This window comes from Paraburkholderia caffeinilytica (assembly GCF_003368325.1).
Classification (GTDB): domain Bacteria; phylum Pseudomonadota; class Gammaproteobacteria; order Burkholderiales; family Burkholderiaceae; genus Paraburkholderia; species Paraburkholderia caffeinilytica.
Window position 1 is genome coordinate 2621698 of record NZ_CP031467.1, and the last position, 19160, is coordinate 2640857.

14 protein-coding genes are annotated in these 19160 nt (G+C 63.6%); 9 read left to right on the forward strand and 5 right to left on the reverse strand.

The window, feature by feature from the left end; translation table 11 throughout:
- The first annotated feature begins 98 nt into the window (after window positions 1-98).
- The 3 genes from DSC91_RS28070 to DSC91_RS28080 all read left to right on the forward strand — a co-directional run bounded on the left by DSC91_RS28070 (window position 99) and on the right by DSC91_RS28080 (window position 4743).
- Complete coding sequence (locus tag DSC91_RS28070) at window positions 99-2534, forward strand: 3-hydroxyacyl-CoA dehydrogenase/enoyl-CoA hydratase family protein (protein ID WP_115781839.1); 2436 nt, start codon at window positions 99-101, stop codon at window positions 2532-2534.
- An 80-nt stretch (window positions 2535-2614) separates the two neighbouring features.
- Window positions 2615-3814 (forward strand): acetyl-CoA C-acyltransferase, encoded by a 1200-nt coding sequence (locus DSC91_RS28075; protein ID WP_115781840.1) that lies wholly within the window; start codon window positions 2615-2617, stop codon window positions 3812-3814.
- Window positions 3815-3972: 158 nt separating this feature from the next.
- Window positions 3973-4743 (forward strand): enoyl-CoA hydratase, encoded by a 771-nt coding sequence (locus DSC91_RS28080; protein ID WP_115781841.1) that lies wholly within the window; start codon window positions 3973-3975, stop codon window positions 4741-4743.
- Between the two features lie 76 nt (window positions 4744-4819).
- Here DSC91_RS28080 and fdhD read toward each other — a convergent pair whose 3' ends face one another.
- Window positions 4820-5659 carry a formate dehydrogenase accessory sulfurtransferase FdhD gene (gene fdhD / locus DSC91_RS28085; protein ID WP_115781842.1) on the reverse strand — a complete coding sequence of 280 codons (840 nt, stop codon included), beginning with the start codon at window positions 5657-5659 and terminating at the stop codon, window positions 4820-4822.
- Between the two features lie 158 nt (window positions 5660-5817).
- On the opposite strand from fdhD, the gene DSC91_RS28090 reads away from it, so the two are divergent.
- Complete coding sequence (locus DSC91_RS28090; protein ID WP_115781843.1) at window positions 5818-6294, forward strand: nitrate reductase associated protein; 477 nt, start codon at window positions 5818-5820, stop codon at window positions 6292-6294.
- Between the two features lie 237 nt (window positions 6295-6531).
- Window positions 6532-9642 carry a sensor domain-containing protein gene (locus DSC91_RS28095; RefSeq protein ID WP_115781844.1) on the forward strand — a complete coding sequence of 1037 codons (3111 nt, stop codon included), beginning with the start codon at window positions 6532-6534 and terminating at the stop codon, window positions 9640-9642.
- Between the two features lie 31 nt (window positions 9643-9673).
- Here the strand turns inward: DSC91_RS28095 and DSC91_RS28100 are convergent, their stop codons facing one another.
- Window positions 9674-10288 carry a glutathione S-transferase gene (locus tag DSC91_RS28100; RefSeq protein WP_115781845.1) on the reverse strand — a complete coding sequence of 205 codons (615 nt, stop codon included), beginning with the start codon at window positions 10286-10288 and terminating at the stop codon, window positions 9674-9676.
- Between the two features lie 160 nt (window positions 10289-10448).
- Here DSC91_RS28100 and DSC91_RS28105 point away from each other — a divergent pair, with 160 nt between their 5' ends.
- Window positions 10449-11354: a LysR substrate-binding domain-containing protein gene (locus DSC91_RS28105; protein ID WP_115781846.1), complete on the forward strand. Its 906-nt coding sequence runs from the start codon at window positions 10449-10451 to the stop codon at window positions 11352-11354.
- A 236-nt stretch (window positions 11355-11590) separates the two neighbouring features.
- Window positions 11591-11926 (forward strand): DUF4148 domain-containing protein, encoded by a 336-nt coding sequence (locus DSC91_RS28110; protein WP_115781847.1) that lies wholly within the window; start codon window positions 11591-11593, stop codon window positions 11924-11926.
- A gap of 165 nt (window positions 11927-12091) precedes the next feature.
- Here DSC91_RS28110 and DSC91_RS28115 read toward each other — a convergent pair whose 3' ends face one another.
- Window positions 12092-12487 carry an acyl-CoA thioesterase gene (locus DSC91_RS28115; RefSeq protein WP_115781848.1) on the reverse strand — a complete coding sequence of 132 codons (396 nt, stop codon included), beginning with the start codon at window positions 12485-12487 and terminating at the stop codon, window positions 12092-12094.
- 169 nt (window positions 12488-12656) lie between these two features.
- Here DSC91_RS28115 and DSC91_RS28120 point away from each other — a divergent pair, with 169 nt between their 5' ends.
- Window positions 12657-14540 carry an ABCB family ABC transporter ATP-binding protein/permease gene (locus DSC91_RS28120; protein WP_115781849.1) on the forward strand — a complete coding sequence of 628 codons (1884 nt, stop codon included), beginning with the start codon at window positions 12657-12659 and terminating at the stop codon, window positions 14538-14540.
- A 163-nt stretch (window positions 14541-14703) separates the two neighbouring features.
- Here DSC91_RS28120 and murU read toward each other — a convergent pair whose 3' ends face one another.
- Both murU and DSC91_RS28130 read right to left on the reverse strand, forming a co-directional pair.
- Window positions 14704-15417 carry an N-acetylmuramate alpha-1-phosphate uridylyltransferase MurU gene (gene murU / locus DSC91_RS28125; protein ID WP_115781850.1) on the reverse strand — a complete coding sequence of 238 codons (714 nt, stop codon included), beginning with the start codon at window positions 15415-15417 and terminating at the stop codon, window positions 14704-14706.
- A gap of 3 nt (window positions 15418-15420) precedes the next feature.
- Window positions 15421-16524 carry an aminoglycoside phosphotransferase family protein gene (locus DSC91_RS28130; protein WP_115781851.1) on the reverse strand — a complete coding sequence of 368 codons (1104 nt, stop codon included), beginning with the start codon at window positions 16522-16524 and terminating at the stop codon, window positions 15421-15423.
- 222 nt (window positions 16525-16746) lie between these two features.
- On the opposite strand from DSC91_RS28130, the gene DSC91_RS28135 reads away from it, so the two are divergent.
- Complete coding sequence (locus DSC91_RS28135; RefSeq protein WP_115781852.1) at window positions 16747-19113, forward strand: LPS-assembly protein LptD; 2367 nt, start codon at window positions 16747-16749, stop codon at window positions 19111-19113.
- Window positions 19114-19160 lie beyond the last annotated feature (47 nt).

Here is a 19160-nt window from a genome sequence, read left to right on the forward strand (position 1 = left end):
GCCCTCAAGCGGCGTGGCGCCTTCCACCGCCACAAGCCACACATCGCGAAACATAAGAGACACCTTCGCGACACCGCATAACTCCCCGGAGGAACGACGTGAGCAATCTGATCATTCGCAAGGTAGCCGTGCTCGGCGCCGGCGTGATGGGCGCGCAGATCGCGGCGCACCTGATCAACGCCAAGGTGCCCGTGCTGCTGTTCGACCTGCCTGCCAAAGAAGGCCCGAAAAACGCGATCGCGCTGAAGGCGATCGAGAATCTGAAGAAGCTGTCGCCCGCGCCGTTCGGCGTGAAGGACGACGCGCAATACATTCAGCCCGCGAACTACGACGACGACATCGAGAAGCTCGCCGAGTGCGACCTCGTGATCGAAGCGATCGCCGAACGCATGGACTGGAAGCACGACCTGTACAAGAAGGTGTCGCCGCATATCGCGCCGAATGCGATTTTCGCGACCAACACGTCGGGCCTGTCGATCACCGAACTGTCGAACGGTTTCTCGGATGAACTGAAGGCACGCTTCTGCGGCGTGCACTTCTTCAATCCGCCGCGTTACATGCACCTGGTCGAACTGATTCCGACCGCGACCACGCGTCCGGAAATCCTCGATCAACTCGAATCGTTCCTGACGAGCGTGGTCGGCAAGGGCGTCGTGCGGGCGAAAGACACGCCGAACTTCATTGCTAACCGCGTCGGTATTTTCTCGATCCTCGCGGTGATTACCGAAGCCGCAAAGTTCGGCCTGCGTTTCGACGAAGTGGACGACCTGACGGGCTCGCGTCTGGGCCGCGCGAAGTCGGCGACGTTCCGCACGGCGGACGTGGTCGGTCTCGACACCATGGCGCACGTCATCAAGACGATGCAGGACACGTTGAAGGACGACCCGTTCTTCCCGGTCTACGAAACACCGGCCGTGCTGGCTGAACTCGTGAAGAAGGGCGCACTCGGTCAGAAGACCGGCGGCGGGTTCTACAAGAAGGAAGGCAAAGCCATCAAGGTGCTCGACCCGAAAACGGGCGCGTACGTTGACGGCGGCGCGAAAGCGGACGAACTGGTCGGCCGTATTCTGAAGCGCCCGCCGGCAGAGCGTCTGAAGCTCTTGCGCGAATCGGAGCATCCGCAAGCGCAATTCCTGTGGTCGATTTTCCGCGACGTGTATCACTACATCGGCGTGCATCTCGAATCGATCGCCGACAACGCGCGTGACGTCGATCTCGCCATTCGCTGGGGCTTCGGCTGGAACGAAGGTCCGTTCGAAGGCTGGCAGACGGCCGGCTGGAAGCAGGTCGCCGAATGGGTGCAGGAAGACATCGCGGCAGGCAAGGCGCTCTCGAACGTGCCGCTGCCTTCGTGGGTGCTGGAAGGTCAGGTTGCCGAGAAGGGCGGCGTGCATACGAACGAGGGTTCTTGGTCGCCGGCGTCGAAGACGTTTGTGCCGCGTTCGTCGCTGTCGGTCTACGACAGGCAGGTATTCCGTGCACCGCTGGTCGGTGAAACCTCGGCCGATCCGAAGACCTACGGCAAGACGCTGTTCGAAACCGACGCCGTGCGCGCGTGGGTCGACGACCGTGCCGGCGAGAACGACGTCCTGATCGTGTCGTTCAAGAGCAAGATGAACACGATCGGACCGTCGGTGATCGACGGTCTGACGCAAGCCATCGAACTGGCCGAGAAGGACTACAAGGGGCTGGTCGTGTGGCAGCCCACGTCGCTGAAACTCGGCACGCCGGGCGGCCCGTTCTCCGCCGGTGCGAACCTCGAAGAAGCCATGCCCGCGTTCATGATGGGCGGCGCGAAGGGCATCGAGCCGTTCGTGAAGAAGTTCCAGCAAGGCATGCTGCGCGTGAAGTACGCGAGCGTGCCGGTGATCTCGGCCGTGTCGGGCATCGCGCTCGGCGGCGGTTGCGAACTGGCGCTGCATAGCGCGAAGCGTGTCGCGCACATCGAAAGCTACATCGGTCTGGTTGAAGTCGGCGTGGGTCTCGTGCCGGCGGGCGGCGGTCTGAAAGAAGCGGCACTGCGCGCGGCGGAAGCCGCAACCGCAGCCGGCGCGACCAACGACCTGCTGAAGTTCGTGCAGAAGTCGTTCGAGAACGCGGCGATGGCGAAGGTCTCGGCCTCGGCGCTCGACGCCCGCGCCATGGGCTACCTGAAGCCGTCCGACACGATCGTATTCAACGTGTTCGAACTGCTCGACATCGCGAAGAAGGAAGCGCGCGCGCTGTCCGCCGCGGGCTACCGTCCGCCGCTGCGTGTCACGCAGGTGCCGGTGGCGGGCCGCTCGGCGATTGCGACCATCAAGGCGTCGCTCGTCAACATGCGCGACGGCCGCTTCATCAGCGAGCACGATTTCCTGATCGCCGGCCGTATCGCGGAAGCGGTGTGCGGCGGCGATGTGGAAGCGGGCAGCCTCGTCGACGAAGAATGGCTGCTCAAACTCGAGCGTCAAGCGTTTGTCGATCTGCTCGGCACGCAAAAGACGCAGGAACGGATCATGGGCATGCTGCAAACCGGCAAGCCGGTGCGTAATTAACGCGGCGAGCGACCGCAATAAATTGCATGGGACCGGAGTAACCGCTAAAGCGGTAACTCCGGTCGACAACGGAGCTTTAAATGACAAAGCAATTGCAAGACGCATACATCGTCGCCGCGAGCCGCACGCCGATCGGCAAGGCGCCGCGCGGGATGTTCAAGAACACGCGCCCGGACGAACTGCTGGTGCACACGATCAAATCGGCCGTGGCGCAAGTGCCCGGCCTCGATACCAAGGTGATCGAAGACGCCATCATCGGCTGCGCGATTCCGGAGGCCGAGCAAGGCCTGAACGTCGCGCGGATGGGCGCGCTGCTGGCCGGCCTGCCGAACACGGTGGGCGGCGTCACGGTGAACCGCTTCTGCGCCTCGGGCCTGACTGCGCTCGCCATGGCGGCTGACCGCATTCGCGTCGGCGAATCGGACGCGATGATCGCGGGCGGCTGCGAATCGATGAGCATGGTGCCGATGATGGGCAACAAGCCGTCGATGTCGCCGCATATCTTCGATCGCAACGAAGATATCGGTATTGCCTACGGCATGGGCCTGACCGCTGAGAAGGTCGCGGAGCGCTGGAAGATCAGCCGCGAAGCGCAAGACGCGTTCTCGGTCGAATCGCATCGCCGCGCCATCGCCGCGCAGCAAGCCGGTGAATTCAACGACGAAATCGCCGCCTACACGATCACCGAGCGTTTCCCGGATCTCGCCACTGGCGAAGTGAAGGTGAAGACGCGTGAAGTCGCGCTCGACGAAGGTCCGCGTGCGGAAACGTCGCTGGAAGGTCTGGCGAAACTGCGCGCGGTGTTCGCGAACAAGGGGTCGGTGACGGCGGGCAACAGCTCGCAGACGTCGGACGGCGCGGGCGCGTTGATCGTCGTGTCGGAAAAGATGCTGAAGGAATTCAACCTGACGCCGCTCGCCCGTTTCGTCAGCTTCGCCGTGCGCGGCGTGCCGCCGGAAATCATGGGCATCGGTCCGAAGGAAGCGATTCCGGCTGCACTGAAAGCCGCCGGCCTGAAGATCGACGACATGGACTGGATCGAGCTGAACGAAGCGTTCGCCGCGCAATCGCTGGCGGTGATTCAGGACCTCGGTCTCGACCCGGCGAAGATCAACCCGCTCGGCGGCGCGATCGCACTCGGCCACCCGCTGGGCGCGACGGGCGCGATCCGCGCGTCGACGGTCGTGCACGGCCTGCGCCGCCGCAACTTCAAGTACGGCATGGTGACGATGTGCGTCGGCACCGGCATGGGCGCAGCGGGCATCATCGAACGTCTTTGATCATGTTCGCTCAGGTTCCCCCGGCGACCCTCGTAGCGATCCCCGCGGTTATCTCCGCGGTGATCCCCTAGGGACCGCAAAAACGGTTCGCAGGCTTTCCGGCTTGCGAGCCGTTTTTTCATTCGGCAGCAAACCGCAGTAACCAGGAGTACGAGGAGATGACAATGGATATTCTGGTCGAGCGCGCCAACGGCGTGCTGACGATTGCCTTCAACCGGCCCGACAGGAAAAACGCGATCACGGCCGCGATGTATCAGACGATGGCCGACGCCTTGGTCGAAGCGCAAGGCGATGCATCGATCCGGGCGATTCTGATTCGCGGCAGCGCCGGCATTTTCAGTGCCGGCAACGATCTCGAAGACTTCATGAAGAAGCCGCCAGGCGGCGAAGATTCGCCGGTATTCCAGTTCCTGCGTGCGATCAGTTCGGCGGAAAAGCCGGTGGTGGCGTCGGTGGCGGGGCCGGCAGTCGGCATCGGCACGACGCTCCTGCTGCACTGCGATCTGGTCTATGCGGCGGATGCGGCGAGTTTTTCGCTGCCGTTCACGCAACTCGGGCTGTGTCCGGAAGCGGCCTCGAGTTTGCTATTGCAGCGCGTCGCCGGTTATCAGGCCGCAGCGGAAAAGCTGCTGCTCGGCGAAGCATTCGACGCCGCCGAAGCGCACCGCATGGGTATCGTGAATCGCGTGCTGCCCGCGGCTGAAGTCGAAGCATTCGCAGCCGCGCAAGCGGCGAAGCTGGCGGCGCTGCCGGCGTCGTCGCTGCGGGTGACGAAGAGTCTGATGAAGCGCGCCAGCCAGCATGAGCTGCAAACGCAGATGACCGAGGAAGCGGTGCACTTCGGCAAGATGCTGCTCGCGCCGGAAGCGCGCGAGGCGTTCAAGGCGTTCTTCGAAAAGCGCAAGCCGGACTTCCGGCAGTTCGACTGACCGGCTGCGAAGCGGCTGCGTCCAGGGTACAGGCGCCTGAAAATCGTTCAGGCGCCGGGAGCGCTGTCTGGAGCGCTCAAGCTTGCGTCGGCTGCAAGGTGTCGTAGTCGACGTAGCTGGTTTCCCGGCAGAAGCTGACAAGCCGTACGCCCGCCTTGCGGGCGATCGCAATCGCCAGCGACGACGGCGCCGAAATCGTCGCGACCATCGGCACGTCGACGCGCGCCGCCTTGCGCACCAGCTCGTAGCTGGCGCGGCTCGACAGAAACACAAACCCTTCCCGGGTATCCACGCGATCGAGCACGAGTTGGCCGATCAGCTTGTCGAGCGCGTTGTGACGGCCGACGTCTTCGAACGCATAGCGGATCGCGCCTGCCGCATCGCACCATGCGGCGGCATGCAGGCCGCCGGTCAGACGCGTCAGCGCCTGGTGTTCCGGTAACTCGCGTGCGGCGCAAGCGATCGCGTCCGGTGCAAGCCGCTGCAGAAAGCCGGTGTCCGTCACGCGTTCCGGTTTCAGATCCAGCAGATCGATGCTTTCGATCCCGCATACGCCGCAGCCGGTGCGCCCGGCAAGCGCGCGGCGCTTTTCCTTCAGCGCGACGAAAGCCTGCTGCACCACTTTCAATTGCACTTCGGCATGCGGCAATTCGTCGTCGTCGTGCAGCTCGACCTCGATGTCCTGAATGTCGCTGCCGCGTTCCACGATCCCTTCCGAGATCGCAAAACCGACCGCGAACGCTTCCAGATCGCGCGGCGTGCACATCATCACCGCGTGCGAGATGCCGTTGAAGACGAGCGCCACCGGCCATTCCTGACCGACGTGATCGGTGACGGTTTCGACCGCCGCGCCGCGATGCCGCTGCACCTGGCGCTCCACGGCGCCGGGCTGCCCGGCTGTTTCCAGTTCGTTCAAGCTACGTCACTCCTTTCATGCTGCGCGCGTTCGAGCGGCTTGCAGCCTGGCGCGGCGGCGCGAAGCGGTGCCAGACCGCGCCGCTATCGCGCGAATAAGGTTCTAAAATACCTCAAGCTGGGCTTGCGTGTTGCCCGCCACCAAAGAGGAATACTGTCATGGGACTCAACGAAGCACCGCTTCTGTTCAACTTCGAAGTCGCGTCCTCGGAGAATTTCACTTACATCCCGATGTCGGTGCGCTTCAACCTCGATCGTTTCGGGCTGCGCATCAGCCTCGAGCAGTGGCAATTGCTGCCGCTCGAAGATCGCAAGCTGCTGGCGCGTTTTCCAGTCGAAGAAGACGCGGAAATCGAGCCGAATTTCGACCACGCATTGTTCGAGATGCTGCGCACGCACGCGAATATCGAGCCGGAGTGGTTCACGCCCGAGGAAGCGCCTGCCTGGCGCCGCACGGATGCCGTGCCGGACGGTGTCGTGCATCAGGCGGGGCTGGCTGGCCTGCCTACGCCGCGTGTCGCTCAGTGGGCCGAACTCGAGCCGTTCAAGCGCTACGTGCTCGCCAAATTGTCGCGCAAGCCGGAAAGCAACCACGACTTCATCCCTGCGATGAAGGAGTTTGGTGCGGCCGGCTAGGTGCGGACCGCCCGGAAATATCCCGGCGGGCGCTGCCACCCAGGCGCCGGCGGCTAGGCGCTCCCAGTTGGGCGTACCCGGCTCGATCCGCGAAATATTTCACCTCATCCCCTCAACCTGTTCCGAACCCTGCCGTTATCCATGGGTTGGCGCGTAAAGAAACTCGACTCGGTGCGACCCGGCGCACTGGAAGCGACCCCGCGCTCCCGCCCTCAGAACGATTGACGTTCGGAACCCATGACTCCTTTTTTATCGAAGCGGCTGCTGATCAATCTGGCAGTCGTCGCCGCGGCGGTCGGTGCGAACGCGTTCGTCGCCTATACGCAGATTTGCGGTCAGCGCGACGCCGACGCTCGCATGCTGCGCTCGACGAGCGTGCGTCAGAACCTCGACGCCTACCATACGGCGCTCGACGGCGGGCTGGCCGCGCTCGGCCGTTTCGAAGCTTCGGGCGTGGCCGCGCCTGTCAACGAGGCCGCCGCCATGACGGCGTCGCTGGCCGGTCTGGAGCGCGAGTTGCGCAAAGAGCTTGCGGGCGAACCGGCCATGCTCGAGACGCTCGCCAGGCTGAGCGCGGACAGTCATGCGCTGCAACGTGATATCGACGACGCGCTGTTGAAGAGCGCGAGCGCGACGCCGAACGAATCGCGCGCCTGGGCGGCGTCGACCTACACGCATCTCGGGCTGGGCCTCGGCCGTGTGGAAGACGGCCTGGCGGCGTTGCGCAAGCAGGAGAATGGGGCGTTGCGGGCGTCGCTCGCGAGTTCCGCGAACGAAACGCAGCGCGCCATGTTCCTGCTGATCGTGACAATGCTGGCCGGCAGCGCGCTTCTGATCTTCACGTTCGGGGCGCGCGAAAGCAGCGCGCGCGAGAAACTGCGCGCCGTTCGCGCGCTCGGCCGCAACGACGAGCGCTTCCGCGGCCTGTTCGACGATCATCCGGTGCCGATGTACATTTTCGATCGCGAGACGCTGCGCTTTCTCGCCGTCAACGCGGCCGCGATTCAGCAATACGGTTACTCGGAAAGCGAATTCCTCGGCATGACGATTCGCGCGATCCGGCCGAATTCTGAAAGCTCACGCCTCGAATCGCACCTGCAGCGCAGCGACGTCCTGCAACACGGCCGCACGATGGCGGGTGTCTGGCATCACCGGCGCAAGGACGGCTCGACGATCAGCGCCGATATTTCGTATCACGCGCTCAACTTCATGGGCCGCGCCGCCTTCTTCGTGCTGGCCGACGACGTCACCGAACAGATCAACACGGAAGCCGAAGCGCAGCGTTCGAACCAGATGCTCGAAACGGTGATGGACAACATCCCGCAGCGCATTTTCTGGAAGGATCGCGAGTCGCGCTATCTTGGCTGCAATATGGCGTTCGCACGCGACGCGGGGCTCTCTTACCCTGAGCAGGTGGTGGGCAAGAGCGACAGCGACATGCCGTGGCGCGCCTTCGCCGACCTGCTGAACGGGCACGACAAGGAGGTGGTGACCACCGGCGTGCCGAAGATGAGTTTCGAGGTCGACCTGGTGATCGACGGCGTGCACCGCACCACGGTCACGAGCAAGCTGCCGTTCACCGATAGCGACGGCCGCGTGATCGGCGTGCTCGGCTCGTATACGGACATCACCGAGCGCAAGCGCGCCGATCTGGCCTTGCGTCTGCAAAGCCGCGCGCTCGATGCGAGCGTCAACGCGATTCTGATTACCGCGCCGTCGCCGGCGGGCAATCTGATCGAATACGTAAACCCTGCGTTCATGCGGATCACCGGCTACGATCCCGCCGAAGTGATCGGTCACGACTGCCGTGTCCTGCAGCGCGACGACCGCAACCAGGAAGGCGTCGCGTTGATTCGCCAGGCGCTCGCCGCGAATCGCGAGGTGAGCGCCGTGGTGCGCAACTATCGCAAGGACGGCGCGCTGTTCTGGAATCAGCTGTTCATTGCGCCCGTGCCGAACGCGGAGGGCGTGATCACGCACCACATTGGCGTGATCAACGATGTGACGGATCTGATCCGCTATCAGGAACAACTCGAATATCAGGCCAATTACGACAGCCTCACACGGTTGCCGAACCGCAACCTGCTGCGCGATCGCTTGCAGCATGCGTTGATCGTCGCGCAGCGGCATCACAAGGGCGTCGCGGTCGTGTTCATCGATCTGGACGGCTTCAAGAACGTCAACGACAGTCTCGGCCATAGCGTCGGCGACCGCTTGCTGGGCGTGGTGGCTGAGCGGCTCGCCCGTTGCACGCGAACCAGCGACACGGTCGCGCGGCACGGCGGCGACGAGTTCGTGATCGTGATGACCGATACCGTCGACGAGCAGTCGCTGATCGCGTGGATGGAGCGGGTGCGCGCGTCGATTTCGGAGCCGGTATGGCTCGACGGCACCGAGTTGTATGTCGGCTGCAGCATGGGCGCGAGCCTCTTTCCGCAAGACGGCGAAGACGCGGAAACGCTGATGAAAAAGGCCGACCTCGCGATGTATCGCGCGAAGGACATGGGCCGCAATACGTTCCAGTTCTATCAGCCGGAGATGAATGCGAGCGCGGGCGCGCGCCTGAATCTCGAACGGCGCTTGCGCCGCGCGCTGCGTGACAATGAATTCCTGCTGCACTACCAGCCGCAGGTGGATATCCTGAGCGGTCAGATCGTCGGCACCGAGGCGCTGGTGCGCTGGCACGATCCCGACGTCGGCCTGGTGCAGCCGTCGTTGTTCATTCCGGTCGCCGAAGAGAGCGGCCTGATCGGGCCGCTCTCGGAGTGGGTCTTGCGCGAAGCGTGCCGCCAGAACAAGGCCTGGCAGGACGAAGGATTGCCGCCGGCGCGGGTGTCGGTGAATCTGTCGGCGCGCGTTTTTCAGCAGCGCGATATCGCGAAGCTCGTCATGCAGGTGCTCGCCGAGACGGGGCTCGAACCGCAGTATCTCGAACTCGAACTCACCGAAAGCACCATCATGCGCAACGCGGAGGAGGCGGTGTCGATGCTCAACGAGTTGCACGCGCTCGGCATCGGCCTTGCCATCGACGATTTCGGCACCGGCTATTCGAGTCTCAGCTATCTGAAGCGTTTTCCGGTGGACCGCTTGAAGATCGACCGCTCGTTCGTGTCGGATATCGGCGTGTCGGGCGACGATGAAACGATCACCTCGGCGATCATCGCGCTCGCGCATTCGCTGAAACTGCAGGTGATCGCTGAAGGTGTGGAGACGTCGGCGCAACTCGACTTTCTGAAAGAGCGTGCGTGCGACGAGATGCAGGGCTTCTACTTCGCGAAGCCGTTGTCGACGGATGCGATTTCGGCGTTGTTCCAAGGCCGAGTGGGGCGGGAAACGGAGACGGTGTAGTTCGGCTCCCCGCTCCCCCGCGGCCGGTATGTCAGACGGCAGGCGTGTCGAGGAACACCGGTAGTTGCTCGGCCACCTCGGAAAACGCCTGCAGGCGCGGATGGTCCGCCTTGGCGACGATCTCCGGCAGGAACATCTGCGTGAAATTCCACGCGATGGCCACCGTCACGTCCACCGCGCCAAAATGGTTCGGTTCGACCGGCAGCGGGGCCGACGCGAGTTCCTCTTCGAGTTCGCGGTACGCGGCGTGCAATTGCTCGGTCACGCGATTGACCCACGGCTCGTGCTGTTTGTCCGCCGGACGCAGCGTGCGTTCGTAGACGATCTGCACGCTCTTCTCGCAGGCGGCCAGCGCCAGGCCCGTGAGGCGAGCGGCGCGCAGGCAGTGCTCCGGCTGTGTCGGGAAGATCCGTTGGTCCGGCGCGGCGAGTGTGGCGACATACTGCAGGATCACCGACGAATCCATCACGCTCTGGCCGTTGTCGAGGATCAGCGTGGGCGCTTTCACGACCGGGTTGATCTTCGCGAACGCCTCATACGTGCTGAACACGGAAACCGACTGGTGCTCGAAGTCGAGCTTCAGCAACTTCAGGCAGATAGCGACGCGGCGCACGTAGGGCGAATCCAGCATTCCGATCAGTTTCATCTCATTTCCGTTAGAAGATCTACATGGCCGGCCTGGGCGGGCGAGTCGGCGGCTGTTCGCTTGCCAGACGGTGTTTATGATGCATCAGACCAATAGATTAAGGCGCTTGGCAAGGCAAAAAAAGCGACATTAATCGACGGTTTACGTCAGAATTTCTTACATGAAGCCAATCCCGCCCCTCACTGCTCTGCGCTGCTTCGAAGCCGTCGCCCGCTTGGGCGGCGTGACCCAGGCGGCGCGCGAATTGCATGTCACGCACTCGGCGGTGAGCCAGCAGATCAAGGTGCTGGAAGATTCGATGGGTGTCGCGCTGTTCGTGCGCGAAGCGCGCGGCCTGCGGCTTACCGAGGAAGGCCGGCTCTACGCGCTCGAAATACGGGCGGCGCTGCGCGACATTACGCGGGCGACGCGCCGCGCGCAGGCGCGCCCACACGCGAGCGAACTGGTCATCGCGACCGTGCCGTCGTTTGCGCAGCATTGGCTCGTGCCGCGCCTCGCGAGCTTCCGCGAGACACATCCGTACTACCGGATTCGTCTGCTGACGACGCTGCAGGTCGAGGATTTGCGCCAGGGTGTGAGCGATATGGGCATCCGCATGGGACAAGGCCATTGGCCGGACGTCGCGCAGCAGAAACTGTTCGATGACGACGTGCTGGTGGTCGCGGCCCCGCACTTCACGTTCGGGCCGGACGGCCGCTTTCCCGTCACCGCCGAGGACGTGATCGCGTGTCCGTTGATCTCCAGCCCCAACACGCCGTGGGCCGAATGGTGCGAGGCGGCACAGGTGGCGGCGCCGGCCGCCGAGGCGGTCGTGCTGTCTGCAAACGATTCGAACATCGTGCTGGGCGCGGTCTTGCTGGGGCAGGGCATCGCGCTCGAACGGCGCAGTCTGGTCGCGTATGCGCTGGCGCGCGGCGAGCTGGTGCAGATCACCGATGTCCGCGTGCCGTACCGGTATCCGTACTGGCTGGTGTGGCCGCAACGCGAAATTCTCAACGCGAAACAGGCCCATTTCGCGCAGTGGATCGAAGCACAGGTCGACGCCTATTTGCACGGCGGCGAGTGAGCGCCAGTCTCGCCTCGCGCCGCTCAGGCGGCACTCAGGCGGCACTTAGGCGGCGTTTCACCGTGCAAAGCGGTTTCCGGCCGGGTGGCAGTCGTATATATTCGTGATTCCCATCTCAGACTTCGCTGGGAACCATGAAGCATCGATTCACGTGGCGTTGCGCCCGCTTTTCGCTGCTCGCACTCGGTCATGGGCGTTTCGCCGTCGAATATCCGCCAATCCGACTGGAGAGAAAAATGACTTCTTCACCTGCAAAGAAATGGGCTGTGCTGTTCGCATCGGTTGTACTGAGCGTGGCTTCGGCTGCACCGGCGTTCGCGCAAAGCGGCGGTAGTGCTCCGGCGGGCGATCAGGCCACTGCCGCCCCCGCTGCCACACCGTCGGCCGCATCCAAGGCAGCCGCCAAGGCGCAACGCAAGGCTGCCCGCAAGCAGGCGCGGGCGAAGAAGAACGCCGAGTTGAAGCAACTGGAAAGCAACGGGTATAACCCGTCGCGCAACGATCCGAACTATCCGACGGATATCCAGAACGCGCAGAAGAAGGCCGCAGCGGGCGCGGCGGCGAGCCAGTAAGCGGCCGCGGGTCAGATGGAAGGTGCCGGCCCGGCCGTGCTTGCGCTGGGGATCTGGCCCAGGCGGCTCGGCGAACGCAGCCTCGCCAGGCACATCCCGGCAAAGTACGACGTATGAAGCTGAACGAGGCGCCGAGGCGTCTCGTTTTCGTTCAGTGTCCGCCGCTCAATCCAGCACGGGCAGCGCGCGCGGGCGGCGGTCGCTGTCGGTCGCGACGTAGGTCAGGGTCGCCTCGGTGACCTTCACGAGGTCTTCGGTCAGGCTCATGCGCTGCGCGTAGACCTCGACGGACACGGTCACCGACGTGTTGCCCGTCTTGACGATATCCGCGTAAAAGCTCAGCAGATCGCCGACGAACACCGGCTGCTTGAAGACGAACGAATTGACCGCGATGGTCGCCACCCGTCCGTTGGCACGGCGGCTCGCCGGAATCGAACCGGCGATATCCACTTGCGCCATGATCCAGCCGCCGAACACGTCGCCGTGGACATTCGCGTCGGACGGTTGCGGCACGACGCGCAGCGCGCAAGGCTTTTGCGGAAGTTGAAGGAGATTGGTCATGGGGGGAAAGCGGCGCCAGCCAGCTTCTGCGACAATAGAAAGATCAGGAATTGTACGGGAAAGCGCCCAGCCGGGTCGCGCGACATAAAGCAGGATGCCGGGTTGGCATGCTGCCGGTCGGCGCGCCGCTGCGAACTCCGTCGCTTCCACACTCTCCCCAGCCGATCCCATGCGCCGTACGCCTTCGTCCGAACCTTCCCCGATCTCGACCCAGCCGCGCAACGACTGGCAAACGATCCTGTCGCTGCTGCCTTACCTCGCCACCTATAAGTGGCGCGTCGGCTTTGCGCTGAGCTGCCTGATCGGCGCGAAGGTCGCCAATCTCGGCGTGCCGATCGTGATGAAACGGATCATCGACGGCCTTGCGTCGGTGAAGCATCTCACCGCGCTCGGCCGCGCGCACGATTCGCCGGGCATCGTGCTGCTTGGCGGCGTTGGCTTGATGGTGGTCGCCTACGCGGTGGTGCGGCTCTCCACCTCGCTGTTTACCGAGCTGCGCGAAATTCTGTTTTCGAAGGTGACCGAAAGCGCGGTGCGGCAGCTTGCGCTGAAAGTGTTCCGCCATCTGCATGCCCTGTCGTTGCGGTTTCATCTCGATCGGCAGACGGGCGGCATGTCGCGCGATATCGAGCGCGGCACGCGCGGCATCACGCAACTGATATCGTATTCGCTGTACAGCATCCTGCCGACACTGGTCGAAGTCGGTCTCGTGCTCGGCTTTTTCGTCGTCAAATACGAGGCGTATTACGCGATCGTCACGTTCGTTGCGCTCGCCGTGTACATCGCGTTCACCGTGAAGGTCACCGAGTGGCGCACGCATTTCCGCCGCACGATGAACGATCTCGATTCGAAGGCGAATTCGCGCGCGATCGATTCGCTGCTCAACTACGAGACAGTGAAGTACTTCGGCAATGAAGAGTGGGAAGCGCAACGTTACGACGAAAATCTCAAGCGCTATCGCACGGCCGCGATCAAATCGCAGCGTTCCTTGTCGGCGCTGAACTTCGGGCAGCAGGCGATCATCGGCACGGGGCTGGTGTTCATCCTGTGGCGCGCGACCGAGGGCGTGATGGCCGGGCGCCTTACGCTCGGCGATCTGGTGCTGATCAACACCTTCATGTTGCAGCTCTATATTCCGCTGAATTTTCTCGGCGTCGTGTATCGGGAACTGAAGCAAAGCCTCACCGATATGGACCGTATGTTCACGCTGCTTGGCGCGACCCGGGAGGTGCCCGATGTGCCGGACGCGCCCGAGTTGCGGGTGAGCGGCGCGCAGGTGCGCTTCGAGCATGTGAACTTCTCGTATGAGCCGGCGCGGCAGATTCTGCACGACGTGAGCTTCACGATTCCGGCGGGCGGCACCACGGCGGTGGTCGGTCATAGCGGTTCGGGCAAATCGACGCTCGCGCGGCTGATGTTCCGCTTCTACGACCTGGACCGCACAACGGGCGGCGCTATTACCATCGACGGCCAGGATATTCGCGACGTCACGCAGGATTCGCTGCGTGCCTCGATCGGCATCGTGCCGCAGGACACCGTGCTGTTCAACGATTCGATCTACTACAACATCGCCTACGGCCGGCCGTCGGCCACGCGCGAGGAAGTGATCGCGGCGGCGCGTGCGGCGCATATTCACGACTTCATCGAAGGGCTGCCGAAGGGGTACGAAACCGCGGTCGGCGAGCGTGGCCTGAAGTTGTCCGGCGGAGAAAAGCAGCGTGTCGCGATTGCCCGGACCATTCTCAAGAATCCGCCGATCCTGCTGTTCGACGAGGCGACGTCGGCGCTCGACTCGCGTTCGGAACGCGCGATCCAGCATGAACTCGATCAGATCGCCCGCGAGCGCACGACGCTGATCATCGCGCATCGGCTTTCCACGGTGGTGCACGCACAGCAAATCATCGTGATGGATAAAGGACGGATCGTCGAGCGAGGGACGCACGCCGAGTTGCTGAGTGCGAACGGCCTCTTCGCGCAGATGTGGGCGTTGCAGCAGCAACGTGCCGCGGAGGCGCCGGAGTCGGCGGAAACGGTGGCGAATGGCGGGCGGTGAGCAAGCGGCAGGCGCACAGCGCCTGCTTGTTGGATGACCCGTCGACCTGGGCATGTCGAATGTTCGACGCTGGGCGAGCGGCGTCGATCGCTCAGCCTGGAGCGTTGCTCGTCGCCTCACGTGCAGTATGGCGCCCCGTCGCTCAACGCCGTGTGGCCTGCAATTAGCGTGCGCTCAAACGCTGATCCAGACTCTGCAACTGCGCCGCTGTGCCGACGTTTTCCCACAGGCCCTCATACAACTCCCCACTCGCGAGACCACGCGCAATCGTCTCGCGATAGTAGGGCGTAAGCGCGCGCCGCGTGCCGCTCGGCAGATCGCGGAACATGCGCGTGTCGTAGAGTGCGATGCTGCCGAACGTCAAGCGTGGCTGCGCGTCGAGCGACAGCACGCCGTCGATCAGACCGAAATCGCCGTTCGGATGAAACGCCGGATTCGCCACCATCACCAGATGCATGCCCGGCTCGGGCAGCGCCTTCAGTGTGTCGACATGCGCGTTCAGCGTGGCGTAGTCGAAATCGGCGTACACGTCGCCGGCGATTGCGGCGAACACTTCGCCGGCGTCGTCATCCTCCAGCAGCGGCAGCGCGTGCGCGATCCCGCCCGCCGTTTCCAGCGCTTCATGCTCGGCCGAATAGCGCAGTTGCACGCCCCAGCGCGAACCGTCGCCGAGCGCGGCTTCGATCCGCTCGCCGAGCCATGCATGGTTGATCACAATGGTTTGAAAGCCGGCGCGCGCGAGGCGTTCGATCTGCCACACGATCAGCGGTTTGCCGCCCACTTCGAGCAGAGGCTTTGGGCACGTGTCGGTCAGCGGACGCATGCGCTCGCCGCGCCCGGCGGCGAAGATCATCGCTTTCTTCAGAGACATCGTCATCGGTCAGAACGTATAGCCGACTTCATTCGCGCGGCCTTCGAGATCGTCGAGCAGTTTTGCGAACGGACGCAGCAGCGCATAGCGCTCCGCCACCTTGCGGGCATAGCCGATGAAGCGCGGCAGATCCTTCATGTAATGCGGCTTGCTGTCGCGGTAGTTGATCCGGCAGAACAGCCCCAGCACCTTGATGTGCCGTTGCAACCCCATCCATTCGAGCTGACGGTAGAACTCGCCGAAATCCGGATCGACCGGCAGGCCGGCTTTTTTCGCGCGCTCCCAGTAGTACACGAAGCAATCCAGCTCGAACTCTTCGTCCCAGCCAAGGAACGCATCGCGCAGCAATGAGGCGACGTCGTATGTGATCGGGCCGTACACCGCGTCCTGGAAGTCCAGCACGCCGGGATTCAGCGGCGAGGGCGCCAGCTTCGGCGCGGCGGCGACCATCAGATTGCGCGGCATGAAATCGCGCAGCATGAACACTTGCGGCTGCGCCCGGGCGCTGGCGATCAGCAGCGCGAAGGTGCGATCGAGCAGCGCACGGGTCTTCTCGTCGACCTCGCGGCCCAGGTGGCGGCCGATGAACCACTCCGGCATCAGCTCCATCTCGCGGCGCAGGAAGGCTTCGTCGAACGGCGGCAGCACGCCTTCGCGCGACGTGAGTTGCCAGCGGATCAGCGCGTCGAGCGCGTCGCGCATCAACGTGCGGGCACGGCGCGGGTCATCGCCGCTTTGCGCCCCGGTCAGCGCGCCGAGGTACGAATCGGTGCCGAGATCGGTGACGAGCATGAAGCCGGTGTCGAAATCGACCTCGAGCACGCGTGGCACATGCACGCCGGCGGTGTCGAGCAACTGCGCGACCTGCACAAATTCGCGGCACTTTTCGGGCGGTGGGGCATCGACGGCGATCAGCGTGCCCGCGCTTTCGCCTTCCACCGCCTTACCGGCGACCCGGAAATAGCGGCGAAAACTGGCGTCGGACGAAGCCGGTGCAAGTGTGTCGAGATCGAGCGCATAGCGCGCTGCGCGGGCGTTCAGCCAGGCCTTGAGCAATTCGAGGCGGCTGTCGGAAGAATCCTGGGTAGCGTTTTTGGCAGGGAGCAGCGTCATGAAAACCGGCGGCAAATTCAGAGGGACAACGTCTTGCCATATAATACCCCACGACTTTTTTGACGCGACTCACGCCAGCTTTCGCGCGTTCCGCTTCACCGCCCGCCTCATCGTTCTACAGATTGTAAATATTGATGTGCAGCCGACTGTCACGGTCGGGGTGTGCAGGCGGTGGATCGTGACTGCAGAAGCTGATGGACGGGCCGATTCGCCAAACGATACATGCCGCCTAGACAGCTTTCCCAAACGACTCCCTCTTGTGCCGTAGTGCCGCGCAAAAGGCGGCTCGTCGCGGCGTTGATCGCCGTTCCGGGCCTGATGCCCGCGCTTGCGCACGCCCAGCTGGTGGGGGAAGCCGCGCAGCCGCAGCCTATCGACGCGCCATGGGGCATGCAGCTCGCCCCGCAGCTCGAAGAACATCCGTTGCAGGCCGGCCAGAAGGCGGCCACCTTCGTGCTCGGCGACACGGCGAGCGGCACCACCGACCAGGACATGGCCGCGAAAGGCTCGGCCGAGGTGCGGCGCAATACCTTCGTCATCAAGGCCGACGCGCTGCACTACGATCAGGACACGGACATGGCCGACGCCTACGGCCGGGTTCACCTGAACAACAACGGCGCCACGTTCGCCGGGCCCGAAGCGCATATGCGGGTGGACTCGAGCGAAGGCTACATGTCCGCACCGAAGTACCACTTCAACGTGACCGGTGGCTCGGGCAGCGCGGAGCGCGTGGACCTGCTCGACAATGAGCGCTCGGTGTTCACGAAGGGCACGTACACGGCTTGTGCGTGCGCGGACAATCCGGCGTGGTACATCAAGGGCAGCGAGTTCGATTTCGACACCGGCGCGGACGAAGGCGTTGCGTACAACAGCGTGCTGTTCTTCCAGGGCGTGCCGGTATTCGCTTCGCCGTGGCTGTCGTTCCCGCTGTCGGGCGAACGGCGCAGCGGCGTCTTGCCGCCCACGTTCTCGCTCAGTTCGTCGAACGGCTTCGAACTGTCGGTGCCGTACTACTTCAACATCGCGCCGAATCGCGACCTGACGGTCACCCCGCGTCTGATCTCGAAGCGCGGCGTGCAGTTGCAGTCGACCTTCCGCTATCTGTCGCCCACCTATTCGGGGTCGATCACCGGTGAATTCCTGCCTGACGACCACCTGACCAAGACTAACCGCTACGCGCTGTACATCCAGCACAACCAGAACTTCGGCAACGGGTTCGGCGGTTACATCTACTACAACAAGGTTTCGGACAACACCTATCCGGAAGACCTGTCGTCGTCGGTCAGTCAGTTCATGAACGGCACCCAGCTCCTGTATCAACAGGAAGCCGGGTTGACCTACAACAACGGTCCATGGTCCGTGCTCGCCCGTGAACAGCACTGGCAGACGCTGACGCCTTCGGTGGCGCCGTACGGCCGCGAGCCGCAGTTGAACGTGAAGTACGCGAAGTACAACGTCGGCGGCTTCGACTACGGCGCGGAAGCGGACTACACGAATTTCCGCATTACCACGGCGGACGCGACCCAGGGTCAGCGGGTGATGTTCAACCCGTACCTGTCGTATTCGGTGGTCGGGCCGGGTTACTTCGTCACGCCGAAGGTGCAGTGGCACTTTGCGTCGTACAACCTGAACAATATCGGCACCGACGTGCCGAGCGGCACGCCGAAGAATTTCACCGAATCGATCCCGACGCTCAGCTTCGACACCGGGCTGATTTTCGACCGTTCGGTGCGGATCTTCGGCGAGGATTACATCCAGACGCTGGAGCCGCGGCTCTATTACGTCTACACACCGTACCGCAACCAGGCGTCCGCGCCGCTATTCGATACGGCCGACTCCGACTTCGGGCTGGCGGAAATCTTCACGCCGAACACGTTCGTCGGCAACGACCGGATCGCCGACGCGAACCGTCTGACCGCGGCGATTACCACGCGCTTCATCAACCCGGCCACGGGCGACGAACGCGCGCGCTTCGTGATCGCGCAGCAGTACTACTTCCAGGATCAGCGCGTCACGCTGCTGTCGACGCAGACCAGCACGCAAGCCACGCATTCGGACCTGATCGCGGGTGCGTCGCTCAAGCTCGGGGCCGGTTTCGCGTCGGAAACGGCGTTCCAATATAATGCCGACAACAACCAGTTGACGAAGACCAGTATCGGCTTCGGGTTCAGTCCGGCGAGCGGCAAGGTGATCAACGTCGCGTATCGCTACACCCGCGCCAACACCACGCTGGACAACCAGCCGATCAACCAGGTGCTGATTTCGGGGCAGTGGCCGCTGACGCACCGTGTGTACGGGGTGGGTCGTTTCAATTACGACCTGGGCGGGCATCGGGTCGTCGACGGCCTGGTCGGCCTGCAATACGACGCCGACTGCTGGACGCTCGGCGCCGGGATCCAGCGCTACGCGAACGGTCTGAATACGTCGGGGCAGAATCAGTCGAGCACGCGGTTTCTCGCGCAGTTGACGTTCAAGGGCTTGTCGAGCGTCGACAACGGGCTGATTTCCGCGTTCCGCAGCAGCGTGGCGGGCTATACGCCGTTGCCGCCGCCGCCGCCGCCGGAAGCGCGTTTCACCAATTACGAATGACGCTCGCCCGATCATTCATAGCATGCGAAAAGACGGGCCAGGCGCGC